The sequence below is a fragment of the Stappia sp. TSB10P1A genome (genome assembly GCF_900185725.1).
In the GTDB taxonomy this organism is placed as follows: Bacteria; Pseudomonadota; Alphaproteobacteria; order Rhizobiales; family Stappiaceae; genus Stappia.
Map to the genome: position 1 here is coordinate 27,466 of NZ_FYAU01000018.1, position 15,631 is coordinate 43,096.

A 15,631-nucleotide genomic window follows, 5' to 3' on the forward strand; every position below is an offset into this window, starting at 1 on the left:
GGAGGTTCGTTTTGCGACAGACAGGAATTGCCGCGCTCCTGGCGACGGCACTGGCTGTGCCGTCCGTGGCGGCACAGGACACGCAGCCCGACACGTTGCTCGTGATCGACATGTCGAACTCCATGTGGGGACAGATCGACGGGGTGGCCAAGGTCGAGATCGCCCGCGAGGCCCTTGCGGGGCTCGTCGACACCCTTCCCGACGGCGCGCCGACCGGCCTGATGGCCTATGGTCACCGGCGCACCGGCGATTGCGGCGACGTCGAACAGGTGGTGCCGATCACGCCGCTCGACCGGGCGGCCCTGAACCGCGCCGTGGCGGCGATGAAGCCGCGCGGCAAGACGCCGATCACCGAGGCGCTGCGGCAGGCGGCGGCCAGTCTCAACGCCAACGACCGGCCGGCGCGGCTGGTGCTGATTTCCGATGGTATCGAGACCTGCGGCGGCGATCCTTGCGCGCTTGCCCGCGAGCTTGCCGCCGGCGGCATCGACTTCACCGCCCATGTCATCGGCTTCGACATCGCCTCGCGCGCTGATCAGGCAAAGATCGCCTGCATCGCCTCGGCGACCGGCGGGCGCTATTTCAACGCCCGCAATGCCGGGGAACTGGCGGAGGCGCTGAGGAGCTCGACAGAGGCAGTTTCGGCGGAGCCGGCGGGCTTCCCGGTGACCTTCCGCGCGGTCGAGGTGGAAACCGGCGCGCCGGTGAACGGGCAGGTCGACTGGACGGTGGTCGATGCGGCGAGCGAGCAGCTTGTCGCAACGCTCGGCGGCAACGAGGCGAAGATGGATCTTGCGCCCGGCGACTATCTCGTCAGCGCCACGGCCGGCGAGCGCGCCGGGGGTGTCGAGGTGACGGTCGCCGATCAGGGCGCGTCGGTCGTCGTCAGGCTCGCCAGCGATGTGCCGCAGGCAAGCATTGTTCTGGCCGTATCCTCCGCCCCGGCAGCCTCCACCGTCTCGGTCAGCTTCACCGGCCCGATGGAGGAGGGCGACTTCCTGCGTATCCTGGATGCGGGCGGCCAGCGTCTGGAGGTCGACAACTGGGCCTGGATCCGTGATGGCAGTCCGCTGGACATGCGCCTGCCGTCGGAGGTGGGCAGCTATGCCGTTGCCTATGTGTGGGCGAAGGGCGGGGATCGCATCCTCGCCACCGCTGCTGTCGAGGTGACGCCGGCGGATCTTGCGATCGACCTTGCGGCGGAGGTGCCGGCCGGCACGATGACGCAGGTGTCCTGGCGCGGCCCGAACGGGGATCGAGACTATCTTGCGTTCGTGCCGGTTGGGGGCTCGGCGGATGCGTCCGGAAACCGTTACGCCTATGTAGTGGAGGGGCCGGTGCTGACCATGCAGGCGCCGTCCGAGCCCGGCGATTACGAGGCGGTCTATATCGCCGGCAATGACGGCCAGGTGATGGTCCGCAAGGCCTTCAAGGTGGTCGAGTCGCCGGCGTCGGTCTCGGTCGAGGGCCCTGTCGTGGTCGGCGGTTATGTGACTGTCGCCTGGACGGGCCCCGGAGGCAGCCGCGACTGGGTCGGCTTCGCCCCCGTCGGCTCCGATGCGGGCAGCTATCTCGGCTGGGCCATGCCGGAGGGCACCAGCGTTCGCCTGTCGACGCCGGCGGTCGCGGGCGACTACGAACTGCGCTACGTGCTCTCGGCTTCGGACGGGGTGAAGGTGCTGGCCTCGCTCCCCGTCACCGTGGCGGAGGCCGAGGTGACGCTCGAGGCCCCGGCAGAGGTCGTCGCCGGCAGCGAGGTACGGGTGACGGCGCAAGGTCCGGTGGCGAATGCCAACTGGATCGGCTTCGCACGGCCTGACGAGGGCGATGCCGCCTATATCGGAGGGGCGTGGAACAGTGCCGAGAATATCGCCGACGGCCATATCACGGTGATGGCGCCGACGGAGCCGGGCCAGTACGAGCTGCGCTATGTGATCGCCACCGGAGAGCATCGCGTCATTGCTCGGGTGCCGGTGACGGTGAAGTAGGGCGAGCGCTGCCAATATATCGACACCCCGGCAGGCGGATGACCTGCCGGGGTGTCTTGCATTTGGCGGAAGCGATCCGTCCTACTTGATGCCGGCGCGCATGAAGCTCTGCACGAACTGCCGCTGGAACAGCAGGAAGGCAATCAGCAGCGGGCCCGAGGTCATCAGCGTCGCAGCATTGATCACCGACCATTCGATGCCGGAGTCGATGGCGGAGAAGATGCTGAGGCCGACCGTCACCGGGCGCGTGTCGACCGAGTTGGTGACGATCAGCGGCCACAGGAAATTGTTCCAGTGGTGGCTGACCGAGACGAGGCCGTAGGCGAGATAGGTCGGCTTGGCGAGCGGGATATAGACCCGCCACAGGATGCCGAGCACCGTGGCACCCTCGATGCGCGCGGCCTCGTCGAGTTCGCGCGGCACGGTCAGGAAGGTCTGGCGCAGCAGGAAGATGCCGAAGCCGGAGGCGATATAGGGCAGGGCGATCGCCGGGATCGTGTCCACCAGGCCAAGGATGCGCATGGTCTTGTAGTTCTCGACGATCAGGATGTCCGGCATCACCAGCAATTGCAGCAGCACCAGGGTGAACAGGATCGAGCGGCCGGGAAAGGCGAAGCGCGCGAAGGCATAGGCGGCGAGCGTGCACAGCAGGAACTGGCCGGCGAGGATCAGCGTCACCAGCATGAAGGTGTTGAGGAAGTAGCGCGCGAAGGGCGCGGCCCCCCAGGCCTTTTCGAAATTCTCGAAGGTGAGCGGCGCCAGCAGCTCGAAGCGGGCCTCGTAGGCGGACGGGTGGATTGCCGTCCAGATCGCGAAGGCCAGCGGCAGGATCCACAGCAGCGCCAGCGCCCAGGCGGCGAGCGTGTTGAGCGCGCGGTCGAGGTCGAAGCGCCGGCGGCGCGGGCGGGCGGGGGCGTCGGCTGCGGCGATCATTTGTAGTGCACCCTACGGTCGAAGAAGAAGAACTGGCCGATGGCGAGCGCGCACAGGATCGCCAGCATGGCGACGGTCAGCGTCGCGCCGTAGCCGGTCTCCCAGTATTTGAAGGCCGTCTCGTAGATGTAGAACAGCAGCAGCGAGGAGGCGTTGTCCGGACCGCCATTGGTCAGGATGAAGATGTGGTCGACCAGGCGGAAAGAGTTGATCACCGCGTTGATCGACACGAACAGCGTCGTCGGCATCATCAGGGGGAAGGTGATGCGCCAGAAGATCGTCCAGCGGCCGGCGCCTTCGATCTTCGCCGCCTCCACCAGGGAGGGCGGGATCGCCTGCAGCGCCGCAAGGTAGAAGATCATGAAGAAGCCGGCTTCCTTCCACACGGTGACGACGATCACCGCGTTGAGAGCGGTCGCCGGATCGCCGAGCCAGTTGGTCTGCGGCCAGCCGAACAGGGTCGATGCGGCCTGGTCGATGAGGCCGAAGCCGGGCGTGTAGAAGAACAGCCAGATATTGGCGACGGCGATCAGCGGCAGCACGGTCGGGGTGAAATAGGCCATGCGCACGAAGCCGCGTCCGGCCAGCCGGTCGTTGACCCACAGGGCCATGGCGATGGCGATGGCGATGGATGTGGGGATCGTGCCGAGGGCGAACCACAGATTGTTGCCGAGGACCTTCCAGAAGACCGGATCGCCGATCATCCGCTCGTAGTTCTCGATGCCGATGAAGCGGGCCGGCCGGCGACCGCGCGGAGTGGAGTAGAAGCTGTTCCACAGCGTCATCACCGCCGGCACATGGGTGAAGGCGAAGAGGAAGAAGAGCGCGGGAAGCAGCAGCAGCCACGCGTGAACCCACTCGCGGCTGCGGATCAGCATCGGCACTCTCGCGCGTCCTGTCGGGGTCGTCATCGTCCTCGCCCTGCTCCGTGTCCTGTCTGTCGCCGGGGATCGGTCACCCGGCGGGGACCGGCGGCAGGCGCCGCCGATCCCCCTTCTGGTGTCGTCGGGGGCGCCGTGCGCCCCGCAGGTTCAGCGATACTCGGCAAGGACCGCGTCGGCCTGGGCCTGGGCTTCCTGCAGCGCAGTTGCCGCGTCTTTCTGGCCGGTGATTGCAGCGGCCAGCGCATCGTTGAAGAACGTCGTGATGCGCTGGTTCTGGTAGGTTGCCAGCTCCGCAACAGCGAATTCGAGCTGGTCGCGGGCAACCGTCGCCGGCGGGAATTCGGCCGCGTAGGTCTTCATCGCCTCGGTTTCCCAGGCATCGGGCCGCGGGGCGACATAGCCGGTGGCGATGGTCCACTTGGCCGCCTGCTCGGGGCCGGTGATCCACTTCACGAAGTCGGCGGCGGCGGTGAGCTGCTCCTCGGATGCGCCCTTGAACAGGTAGAAGTTGCCGCCGCCGGTCGGGGCGCCGCGGCGCTTGTTGGCCGGCAGCATGGCGACGCCGAACTCGAACGGCGCGTTGTCACGCACGTTGGTCAGGTTGCCGGTGGTGGTCCACATGATCGCGGCCTGACGCTCGAAGAAGGCCTTCGGCGTTGCGCCCCACTCGACGATGCCCGGCTCCATCACGCCGTGCTTGGTGGAGAGGTCGACCAGGTATTGCAGTGCCTCGGCCACCTTCGGATCGTCGAAATTGGTCTTGTTGCCCTCGCTGTTGGCCAGGATCACGTCGTTCTGCGTCGTCAGGCCCTGGAACAGCCAGTAGGGGAAGCCGGAGCTCGGGATGCGCACGCCCCACTGGGTGACGTTGCCGTTGGCGTCCTTCTTGGTCAGCTTCTTGCCGAATTCGACCAGCTCTTCCCAGGTCGCCGGCGGCGTCTCGGGGTCGAGGCCGGCCTCCTTGAAGGCCTCCTTGTTCCAGTACATCACCGGGGTGGAACGCTGGAACGGGATACCGTAGGTCTTGCCGCCGGTCTGGCTGTTTTCCATGAAGGCCGGATAGAAGCCCTCGATCCAGGCCTTGTCCTCGTCGCTCTTCAGGTAGTCGTCGAAGGGGACGACCAGGTCCTCGTCGATCAGGGTGAACATGTCGGCCGACAGCGCCATGGAGAGCTGCGGCGGCGTGCCACCGCGCGAGGCGGTGATCACCTTGGCGATGGTGTCCTGATACGAGCCGGAATAGACGGCGTCGATCTTCACGCCCGGGTTGTTCGCGACATATTCGTCGGTCAGGGCCTGGATGGTATCGGCGGCCTTGCCGCCGACGGCCACCGGAAAGAAGAACTGCAGTTCGACGGCCTGGGCGGAGGCCCAGGTGCCGAGTGCCAGTCCGGTTGTCAGGGTCGCCGTGGCGGCGGCCTTCATCAGCATCGATTTCAACATGTCTGCCTTCCCTCATGTTGTGCCGGCCGCTTCGCGCTGGCTGTGCCGGCGTCACGTCCCGCGCGTGGGGCGGGAGCGTTTCCTGTCGGGGCCGGGAGCGACCGGCCCGTCATTCGTTTGGGTCCGCCCGCGGGTTCAGCCGGCGAGCCGGGCTCCGGCCGCCATCGCCAGATCATCGCGGCGGTGGCCGGCGGTGCCGTCGAAGACGTGCAGGTCCTGCGGCGCGAAGCCGAGGCGGATCTCGGTGCCTGTGGCGATGTCGTGGTCGCCAGGCAGGCGGACGGTGAAGGTCGCACCGTTCGCCGCGCAGTCGATCAGCATGTCGGCGCCGAGATATTCGAGGCTGGTAACCCGTGCGGCGAGCGGACCGGCGGCGGCGAGCGTCAAGGCTTCGGGGCGCAGGCCGACCTTGTGGGCGGCGAGATCGGCATCCACATGCGCCAGCAGCGCACCCGGCAGCACGTTCATCGGCGGTACGCCGATGAAGCGGGCCGCGAATGGCGTCTCGGGCCGCTGGTAGAGCGCGCGCGGATCGCTCGCCTGTTCCAGCCGGCCGCCATTCAGCAGCACCACCTGATCGGCCATGGTGATGGCCTCGACCTGGTCGTGGGTGACATAGACCATGGTGAAGCCGAGCTTCTTCTGCAGCGCGCGGATCTCCACCCGCATCTCGTGGCGCAGCTTGGCGTCGAGATTGGAGAGCGGCTCGTCCATCAGACAGACTGGCCGCTCGGCGATGATCGCCCGCCCCAGCGCCACGCGCTGCTGCTGGCCGCCGGACAGTTGCGAGGGTTTGCGGTCGAGCAGCGCGGACAGGCCCAGGAGCTCGGCAACGCGCTTCAACCGCGCCTCACGCTCGTCCCTCGCCATCCGGCGCACCTTCAGGCCGAAGACGATGTTCTCGGCGACGTCGAGATGCGGAAACAGCGCATAGGACTGGAACACCATGGCGAGGTTGCGCTCGGCCGCCGGCAGATGGGTGACGTCGCGCCCGCCGATCAGGATACGTCCCGCATCGGCGCTTTCCAGGCCGGCGATCATCCTCAGCGTCGTCGACTTGCCGCAGCCCGAGGGGCCGAGCAGGACGGTGAAGGTGCCGGCGGGCACGCGGATCGACAGGTCGTCGACCGCCTTGTGGGCGCCCCAGACCTTCGAGACAGTCTCAAGCAGGATTTCCTGCCCGCCCGGGCGGGTATCGGTCGCGGTCATCAGCGCTCCTCGCCGGTGTTGGTGCACACCACGCTCTCGCGTCCGGCGGCCGCGAGCAGCGCCTGGATGGGAGCGGGCAGGGCGGTGTCGCAGAACACCGCGGCAACGTCGGTGATATGACCGCCGCGCACATGCGCGGGGCGGCCGAACTTGCTGGCGTCGAGCACCAGGAAGGCGCGGCGGCAATTGGCGAGGATCGCCTGGCGCGCGGCGACCTCGTCCTCGTGGAAGTCGAGCAGCGTGCCGTCGGCATCGACCCCGGCAACGCCGAAGACGCCGATGTCGACCTTATAGGCGGAGAAGAACCGCTCGGTATCGGCGCCGAGGATGTCGCGGTCGCCGTGGCGCAGCCGGCCGCCGGCGATGGTCACCTCGAAACCGGGGTTCTGCGAGGCCGAGAAGGCGACATGCAGGTTGTTGGTGAAGACCCGGAGGCCCTCATGCCGGGTGAGCGCCTGCATGACGATCTCCGGCGTTGTGCCGATGGAGAAGGCCAGCGAGGCACTGTCCGGCACATGGCGTGCGACCGTCTCGGCAATCGCCCGCTTCTGTGGCAGGTTCAGGATCTGGCGCCGCGCGTAGTGCAGGTTGCCCGCCGGGGCCGGCGGCTCGACACCGCCATGGGTGCGCCGCAGAATGCCGTGCTCGCACAGCCGGGTGAGGTCGCGCCGGATGGTCTGGGTGGTCACCTCGAAGCGCTCGGCCAGCGCCTCGACCGAGGCGAAGCCGTTCGACTGCACGAGGTCGGCGATCTCGCGCTGGCGCGCGGTTATGGTCAGGTCGCCGGTCATGAGCGACTGTCTTCCTCCCGAATGCGGACGTTCCGTCTCTACTTCGTTCATATGAACATAGCACAACGCTCATATGAACATACAATGACAGAATTGTCCGATCCGGGAGGTGACCGTTCTTGGGAGGCCTGTCTGTTCTGCGGAAGGGCTTGGTCGAGCGAACTGATTGCGGTTTGCCGGCCGCGATGAGGCAGATGGCTCGCACTGCCGGCGGGGCCGGCAGGCTCGGGAGAGGATCGGGAGCGCATGTGGCCTGTCGCTGGCGGCGGAAGACGGGCGCCGCCCCCTCTTCCGCCGCCAGCGGGCCTCGTCTCAGTCGGCTTTCACCACTTCGACGAGTTCCGCTACGGCGATGCCGGCCGAGCCGAGATAGCCGACCACGATCAGCGCCTCGCCGATGATCGCCGGTACGTAGTACAGCGCCTCCTGCACATCGGGAACGAACAGGAAGCGCGTGGCCTGACCCGGAATGATATTGGTCAGCGCCCGCGACAGGCCGAGCTTGGCGAGCGTGTCCTTTTTCTCGCTTGCCGCGTAATTCCAGGAGATCATTCCGATATTGGCAAAGCCCCACAGCGTGACGGTCAGTTCCGCCGTGTAGGTGCGCGCCTTGCCGCCCGGGAACGCCAGGATCAGCAGCCCGCGCGTCGGCCCGGCGATCACCTGACAGATCCAGATGACGCCGGCAAAGCCCGGCTGCCCGGCCGGGCAGCTCGGCGCCGGCGAGCCGGGGCGGATCAGCCAGGGCATGGTGGCGAAGGTGGTGACGTAGCGCATCAGGACGGCGGCAAGGCCAGCAAGGTTCTTGCCTTTCGGGGTCCAGCTCCTTGAGTAATTCTTCAGCCCCTCCGGCACCCTGCTGCCCTGATCGGGGATCGCTCCGGTGGAGCTGAGGAAGCCGGTAAGCCCGTCGGTGAAGATGCGCACCACCATCGCCGCCGCATAGATGCCGAGCGAGACACCGGCCACCACCTTTTCCGAGGTGCTGTCGAACAGCACCTGCTTGTCGGTCGCGATGCCGAATTTCGATTTCACCCAGTCGACGGTGACGTAGTTCTTGTAGGCCTCGAGCGAGGCTTCGTCCGGGAAGGGCGCCTTGCCGGTCGCCAGCTTGTAGATCAGCGTCGCCGGGATCGCGACCAGCCAGGACGCGATCTGGCTGACCCGGATCGACAGGCTCTTGCCGGTGAAGAACTTGTAGAGCTGCGACAGGACCGGGATTTCCCATTCCGAGAACAGCACGTCGCGGAAGGATTCCACCACTTCCCGAACGAGATCCATCAGCGTCGCGATGACGCCCTTGGCTGCGTCGAGCGCGAAGAGCGCGACGCTCTCCATCAGCTTGATGACGCCGCTCATCAACAGGTTCAGCGCGTTGTTGGGATCGTCGCCAATGGCGGTGAAGAAGGTCAGCGCCTCCTCGAACGCTTCCTTGCCGTCGCCGAACTGGAAGTTGTTGGCAAGGTCCTCCATCATTGCGATCAGCCCGTCGAGCGAGCTCGACAGCGCGCTGGAACTCATCAGGCTGACCGTGCTGCCGCCCCGCTCATCGGCCTTGCCGCCGTTCTGCTCATAGGCGTTGGAGAACAGATTGTGCTCCATCTCATACGCCTGCTCGTCGGTCATCTCCTGTTGCGAGGAGAACTGGTCGTAGGTCGGGTTGTCGTCCTTGTTGAGCTCCTGGATCATCGTGTCGACGACGGATTGGAGCGACTCCTTCAGCGTGTCGATGCCGGACAGGATCATGTCCTTGACGTGGTCGACGCCCGCCGCCGTGAAGTCGAGCAGCACCCGCGTATTGTGTTCCACCGCCTCGGCCATGCGCCGGAAGTCGCCGAGGTTGAACAGGAAGGCGAGCCATTCGAAGAGCTGGCGCAACTTCACCTTCAGCCAGTTCCAGACGCCCTGCACGAAGTCGAAGGCCTGCTGGACGAACTCGATGATCGCCTCGAACACCTTGCCGGCAATCTCGAACAGCACCCGGCCGATGCCGTCGATGATCTCGACGACGATCTTGGTCAGCCCGTCGATGACGAATTTCGCCGCGTTCTTGATGCCGTTCCAGACATCGCCCCAGTCGATGCCGAGGAACCCGGCGACCTCCGCGCCGTCGTCATTGGCTGCCGAGGCCCGCATCGCGGCGAGCCGCTCGCTTTTCCACGTCGCGACCTCGGAGACCGTCATCGGCTGGTATTGCGGGAAGCCGGAGGTGAAGTCGATCGACCAGGCCGTGCCGGACATGGCGCGCAAGTCCAGCCGCGGGTCGAAGCCGCGCGCCGCCATGCGCCGCGACACGGTGTGATAGACGACCCTTGCGGCTTTCGTCTCGCGCTGGCCGGCGATCTCCATCGAGGCCTGGGTGATCTGCTGCAGGCTCTGGGCATATTCGTCGCTGCCGCGATACTCGGCCGGCAGCAGGTAGTTGCCGGCGGCATCCTTGGCGTTCTTGATGTCGGCGACCGAAAGGCTGGCGAGCTTCTCCTGCAATTGCAGGTTCGGCTCCACCATGATCGGCGTGCCGGCCAGCGTTCCCGGCGTCTCGACATAGAGCGTTGCCGCCGCCAGCGCCGTCGCCTGCTGGTAGATCACCAGCTTGCCCCCCGGTCCGGTCTGCGCCGCCACCCGGTTGAGCTGGCTGCAGCGATAGGAGCGGCCGTCGACGAACAGGGTGACGAGGAACGAGGCCTGGATCGACACCGGCGCGAAGGACAGCGGCATGCCGTCCTCGTCGAGCACCACCATCTCCAGCGCATGGGTCTCGACCGGCACCATGTCGTTGTCCTGGCGCAGCAGGTCGATGCGCTGGTCGAACCACTGGCGCGAGGTCGGCGACTGCCAGAAGCGGGTGAGGTCGCCGGCCGCCGATACGGTATAGGCCTCCGCATAGCCGGCCCGGTCGCGCCCGACGGTGAAGATCGTCGCCTTGGAGCCGGGGTCGGACGGGATCTCGTTGCCAAGCGGAAACAGCGTCTGCCACACCGGCTCGGCGCTGCGGCCGCTGCCGGGTGCCTGACCTGCGCGCCACAGCCGCCCGTCGGTGCCGATGCCGAAGACCTGCAACAGGTCGTCGAAGGTGACGGAGGCGTAGATCTCGGTCAGCGGCACGCTTTGCGCGGGATCGACCTGGATCCAGTCGTCGAACTGTTTCACCGTGCCGGATTGGTATTTTTTCTCCTTCTTCAGCAGCAGCTTACCGGTGCCCTGCTCGACCGCGAAGATCGCGAGCCGGTCATTGGCATCGGCCACCACATAGAGCGCCGTCGCCTTTTTCGGTCCCAGCACCCGCAGCGCCGAGGTGCGGTCGCTGGTCTCGCTGAACAGGACCGAATTGTCCTTGCCGATGGCGAAGATTGCCGATTGCACGGCGCTGTTGGCGACCATGGCGATGGTCTTGACCTGCGCCTGGGTGCCGCCCGGCCCCATCACCGGCGCCCAGACCGGCCCGGCCCATTCGCTGCTGCCCGGCTTGAAGAAATTGTTGGCGAGCAGGCCGTAATTCTCACCCGGCACGTCGAGCATGACATTGACATAGACATTGCCGGTGATGCCGCGCGCGCCGCGGAACTGGCGGATGGTCTCGCCCGCATCGCGCGGCTTGGTCTCGCGCTGGTAGTAGCTGCCGGTGGTCGCCTGGTATGCGGCAAGCGAGAGCTGGCCGTTGTCGCCCAGCGTCATGATGTTCGGCGTGTCGCTGCTTTCCGAACCGGAGGTGTAGAGGAAGAGCTGCCGCCCACGAATGTGCAGGTCGGTGTCCTGGTAAGGCGCCAGCGATTTCTCGCCCCGGCGCAGGCGGTAGACTTCGCCCCCGGTGCCGATGGTGTAGAGGTCGAGATCGCCGGCGACATTGGCGTAGGTGACGATATCGGTGCCGCCGAGCGCCGGCCGGGAGAGCTGGAAGGTCTCCATGTATTTGGTGCTGGCGCGGGCCGCCGGGCGCTCGCCGGCATCGAGTTCAGCAAAAACGGACCTGGGCATCGCAATCATGGAAACCTCCCGAAAATCTGGCCGGTGAAAGGGACAGGTCGAAGGCGGCAGGCGCCCGGTCGGCAAGGCGCCGGGCGAGTTGCAGGGCCGGTGCCCGCCAGAGCGGTCGGCCATGGGCGTTGCAATAGAGCGGGCGGTCATGAGGCCGCCCGGCGGCGCGCTCGCGCGCGTCAAGGGGCGCGAGTGTTCCGGCGAGCCCCTCGATCCCCGGCGCGCCGCAGGCCCGTGCCCGCAGCGCGGCGATCGCCAGTTCCGCCGGATCGGCGTAGTAGGGACTGAGCGCGCGCAGGGCCGAGCGGGTCGGGGGATGGGCGGCGATGACGGCGGAAAGGCGCCCGGCAAGCTGCAGCATCAGGCCCGACAGACCGCTGTTGGAGCTCGCCGCGCCGCAGGCGGCGAGCGCTGCCAGCATGTTGAGATTGACTGTCAGGTCGACGGGGCCGGGGTCGCTGTCGAGAAACCAGGTGCGCAGGAGCGGCGCCCGCGCGAACGGCGGATCGCCGCGGCGCAGCGGGCCGCAGGCGAGGCGCGGCAGCAGGTCCGCCAGCCGTGCCCGCCCTTCGCGCGCCTCGCGGCGGCGGCCGGCGACCAGCGCCATCCAGGCGAGCGCCGTGTCGTCCGCGTCCGGCGGCAGGCTGTTGATCAGGCGGGGCCCGCCGCCGCCTTGCGGATAGAAGCGGAAAGCTCCCGGCAGGCTCGCATCCTCGCAAGCCTCGACGAAGTCGAGCGCCCGCGCATGGGCGTGCATCGCCGCCTCGTTTCGACCGAGCGCCGGCAACAGCAAGGCCACCTGCGCGGTGACGAAGGCGGTTTCGTCGGCGACACACCCGGCCGGCGTTTCCACCTGCGAGGGAAACGCCCCGGATGGCGCTTGCAGGGCCAGAAGATCGGCCAGAAGACCAGCCGGACGCGGGGCGGGCTCAAGCATGACGACCTCCCGCGGGCGGAACCGGCACGGCGAGCGTCGCCGTCACGCGCGGCGGGGCATCTGTCGCCAGCACGATGCCAAGGAGCCCGTGCCGTTGCAGCGGCGCCTCGCCGGCGCGTCGCAGCGCGGCGGAGCCGGCGAAGGCCTGTTCATAGGCCGTCATGTCCCAGCCGCGCGCCGCGCCCTCGACAAGCAGCGCGTCGGCGATGCGTGCATCCGGCCCGAGCAGGGCGGCGGCGTTGGAATAGAAGGTGAAGGCGACAGCCTGGGTCCGGCCCTCGGCCGCCATCCTGAAGGCGACGGAGAAGCCGATGTCGCTGGAGGGGATCTCGAAGCGGACGCTGCGCCCGGTCAGCCGCTCGATGAGCCGGCGAACCTCGTGCCCGCGCGGGGCAAGGCCGAACCGGGCCATCAGCGTGTCGAGATCGCCGGGAAACAGCGGGTCGGCGCGATAGTAGAGCTCCAGCAGGCCGCCGTCCGGCGTGACGCCGAGCATGGTGGGCCTGAGGTTCCTGCCCGCCAGCACCGGCGGCGCGCCGGCAAGGCGCTCCTCCAGGGCGGCCCAGAGCGGACGCCCATTCGCCTTCGTCACCTGCGCCAACTCCAGATAGAGCTTGGCGGCAAGGCCCCCGGAGGGCGCTTCGCGCAGACCCGCCCAGGCGCCATAGCGGGCCCCCGCCTGCCGTTGCCAGCAGGACAGCCGCTCGACGAGCCGTAGCGCGGCGGGTGCGAGCGCCGTCCCCGCACCCGTCCGGCAGAGCGACAGGGCGGCCGCAAGGCGCGTGTCGGGTCGCGCGCCGGGCGCGGGATCGAGGCTGAGTCGCGGATCGCAGCCCGCCTCGCCATCGGCCCAGACGAAGGCGGCCTCAAGCGGCGCGCCGGCCGGCGTGAGATCGCTTGGCGGACAGTCCTGTGCTGTCAGTCCTGGCGGCAGCAAGGGGGCGGCTGCCGCCAGCAGGCGGTCGAGCGACGAGACGGTGGCAGCCGGAACCGTTCCCGCTCCCACATCCGGGAGCGGGGCCAGGAGCCGAACCGGAGGCTCGGCACCCAGATCCCGTCGCCGCCGCGCGTTCCCGGACGGGATCGGCGGAGGCATGGCGCTCACCCGCCCTGGCGCATCCGCGCGGCCAGCGCATCGGGATCGATCACCTGGTGCACGAGGCCGGCCGTCACAGGCGCCGGCGGCAGCGGCGGCAGTTCCACCGACAGGCGGCCGGAGACCTGCTGCTTCTCCAACTCGCGGGTGCTGCCGTCCTTCAGCACATAGACGGCGGTGTAGTAGAACTCGATGGTCGGCTCGCTGCGCAGGCGCTGGATGCCGTAATAGCGTTCCAGATTTTCGACGACGACACCCGAAGGGGCCCCCAGCAGGCTGAACAGGATGACGTTCTGCTGCGAGGCTTCCGCCTCGACCCGCTCCGCCCGGGTCATCTCGTGGCGCGGCCGCGACAGGAAGCCCGGCAGGCTGTCGCCGAATGTCTGGCGCGCCTTCGGCGTCAACTGGAACATGGTGAGGTTGACGCTCGCCACCTGCGTCCAGTCGATCCGGCTGCTGTCGACCTTGACGCTGTAGTTCTGTATCGTGTTGGTGATGGTCAATGTCTTGTATTCGCTCGACTGGCGATAGCTGTCGAGGGTAAAGCTCTGGCCGTCCGAGTAGAAAATGTTTCCGGAAATGTTGAAGTAGGCATTGTTGGTGTTGTCGATCGCCTGGAAGTTCCAACGCGGCTCGGCGAAGCTGAGCGCGCCCTTCGGCTCCCAGTTCGACCAACTGTTCTCCGCCACCCAGTGGTCGCCGTTGTTGGCGGGGTCGAAATACTGGGCGTTGACATCGACCAGCAGCAGCGTTGTCGGCTCGCTCGTGTAGTTGAACGCGCGCAGGGTGAACTGGGTGAACAGGCCCTTCGGATCGAGAACGAAGACGATGTCGGCATTGCCCGAGCCGGTGTAGTCGGGCGCCGAGGACAGGGCACCCGGCGGTTCGGAGACGATTTCGGTATTGTCGGCCATCTGGTAGCGCAGCCGATAACTGTAATTCGGGCCGATGGGCAGGTTGTAGAAGCTCTCGAAGCGGACCGCGTTGGTCTCGCCGTTGCCGGTCATCGTCTTGGTCTGGACGATCGCCGGATTGCCGGCCGGCGGGGCGAAGAAGAAGTCGATGTTGACTTGCCGCACACCGGTCGCCCCGGAGAAGGGGATGGCCTGGCCGATGAACGTGACCTGCCGCGTGCCGAAGACGTTGGGCGTGATGTTGACCAGCGTGTCCGTGGTGGTGATCGGGTCGCTCTGGAAGGACTTGCCGTCCTTGAAGTGGATCACATAGCTATAGGTGAATTCCGGATTGTAGCTGCCGCCGGAAAAGTCGCCCGGCGCCTCGTAGATCTTCGAGGACTGGTCGCCGTCGGTGACGATCAGCATGAAGGTGTTGTCGGTCTTGCGCGTCGGGTAGGTGACGGTGACGGTCACCGTCTCGGCGATCGGATCGTCAGAGCCGGAACGGGTGAGTTCGCCGATCAGGTTGAAGACCACCGAGAGCTTGCGGTTGTCGACCTTGGTGAAGACCTTTTTCCACTCGTCGGCGGTGAAGCGGCGCATGAAGCTGCTGACCGGCGTCGACCAGTCGATCACCGTGTCTTCCTGATAGGTCTGGTTGAACGAGGTGGTCGCGGAGACCGGGAACGGCCCCGTTGCCATGATCGCGGCGGCGGCCACCGTGTTGGCGACCTGGTTTTCCAGCGTTGTCCAGCCCCAGTCGCGCACCCGCTGGGCCAGTTCGTCGCTGCTGCCCGGCCCGAGTTCGACCTTGACCTCGCCGGCGCCCGACTGGCGCAGCACCTGTTTGACCTCCTGCAACACCTGCTTCTGGTTGCCCCAGGTGTCGCGGACGGTCTTGTACTTCTTCTCGTATTCGATGGCGGCCTCGGCGGTGTAGCTGACCGTCGCCTTGGCGCCGAGCAGCTTGGTCAGCACCTGCATCTCGTATTCGACGCGGAAGGGGGAGGCGCCGCCCTCGTCGCCGCTGAAGGCGTTCTTGAAGGTGTTGACCGCCTCCGCCGTCGGCAATTCGATCTGGAAGGCGGCGACATTGGTGCCGTAGAGCGTCGGCTCGATCGCCAGGACCTGGGTCTCGCCGGCAATGTCATAATAGAAAAAGGCGGTGCCGCCGACCCAGACGAATCCGCCCCAGGAAATGTCGGGACCGAGGATCTCTTCCGCCGCCCGCCGCGCTTCGAGCGGCTGCACCAGCTCCATCTCAAAGGTGCACAGGCCGGCGATGCCGCCGCCATTGGAGGTGTATTCGGTCAGGCCGAAGGCCGGAGCCCCGTCCAGAGTCCGCAACCGCGGCACCGGCACCATGTACCAGAGCTTGGGATCGTCGTGGTCCTGGTAGACATAGGTGACGCCGCTGGCGCCGTATTCGATCTCGCGAACGCTGGAGACGTCGAACATCACAGCCCTCCACAAAAAATT

At 67.1% G+C, this 15,631-nt stretch carries 10 protein-coding genes; 1 reads left to right on the forward strand and 9 read right to left on the reverse strand.

All coding sequences use genetic code 11. From position 1 onward, the window contains the following. Positions 1–11: 11 nt before the first annotated feature. Entirely contained in the window at positions 12–1,988 is a 1,977-nt protein-coding gene (locus tag TSB10P1A_RS06790) for a VWA domain-containing protein (RefSeq protein WP_186387159.1), read from the forward strand. 81 nt (positions 1,989–2,069) lie between these two features. Here TSB10P1A_RS06790 and TSB10P1A_RS06795 read toward each other — a convergent pair whose 3' ends face one another. The 9 genes from TSB10P1A_RS06795 to TSB10P1A_RS06835 form a co-directional block, all read right to left on the reverse strand. Continuing rightward, entirely contained in the window at positions 2,070–2,921 is an 852-nt protein-coding gene (locus TSB10P1A_RS06795; protein WP_186387160.1) for a carbohydrate ABC transporter permease, read from the reverse strand. Further along, on the reverse strand, positions 2,918–3,799 hold the full coding sequence (locus TSB10P1A_RS06800; RefSeq protein ID WP_186387161.1) for a carbohydrate ABC transporter permease: 882 nt from the start codon (positions 3,797–3,799) through the stop codon (positions 2,918–2,920). The genes TSB10P1A_RS06795 and TSB10P1A_RS06800 overlap by 4 nt, the downstream gene beginning before the upstream one ends. 153 nt (positions 3,800–3,952) lie before the next feature. Then, entirely contained in the window at positions 3,953–5,248 is a 1,296-nt protein-coding gene (locus TSB10P1A_RS06805; RefSeq protein WP_244293013.1) for an ABC transporter substrate-binding protein, read from the reverse strand. 135 nt (positions 5,249–5,383) lie between these two features. After that, the gene (locus tag TSB10P1A_RS06810; RefSeq protein ID WP_186387162.1) at positions 5,384–6,457 is read right to left on the reverse strand and encodes an ABC transporter ATP-binding protein; all 1,074 of its coding nucleotides are present in this window, start codon (positions 6,455–6,457) and stop codon (positions 5,384–5,386) included. After that, positions 6,457–7,248 (reverse strand): DeoR/GlpR family DNA-binding transcription regulator, encoded by a 792-nt coding sequence (locus tag TSB10P1A_RS06815; RefSeq protein ID WP_186387163.1) that lies wholly within the window; start codon positions 7,246–7,248, stop codon positions 6,457–6,459. The genes TSB10P1A_RS06810 and TSB10P1A_RS06815 overlap by 1 nt, the downstream gene beginning before the upstream one ends. A gap of 312 nt (positions 7,249–7,560) precedes the next feature. Then, positions 7,561–11,232, reverse strand: a complete 3,672-nt coding sequence (locus TSB10P1A_RS06820) for a hypothetical protein (protein ID WP_186387164.1) — start codon at positions 11,230–11,232, stop codon at positions 7,561–7,563. Further along, positions 11,201–12,160 carry a hypothetical protein gene (locus tag TSB10P1A_RS06825; protein WP_186387165.1) on the reverse strand — a complete coding sequence of 320 codons (960 nt, stop codon included), beginning with the start codon at positions 12,158–12,160 and terminating at the stop codon, positions 11,201–11,203. Before TSB10P1A_RS06825 ends, TSB10P1A_RS06820 begins: the two co-directional genes overlap by 32 nt. After that, the gene (locus TSB10P1A_RS06830; RefSeq protein WP_186387166.1) at positions 12,153–13,166 is read right to left on the reverse strand and encodes a hypothetical protein; all 1,014 of its coding nucleotides are present in this window, start codon (positions 13,164–13,166) and stop codon (positions 12,153–12,155) included. The genes TSB10P1A_RS06825 and TSB10P1A_RS06830 overlap by 8 nt, the downstream gene beginning before the upstream one ends. Before the next feature lie 95 nt (positions 13,167–13,261). After that, on the reverse strand, positions 13,262–15,610 hold the full coding sequence (locus TSB10P1A_RS06835) for a hypothetical protein (RefSeq protein WP_186387167.1): 2,349 nt from the start codon (positions 15,608–15,610) through the stop codon (positions 13,262–13,264). Between the last annotated feature and the right edge of the window lie 21 nt (positions 15,611–15,631).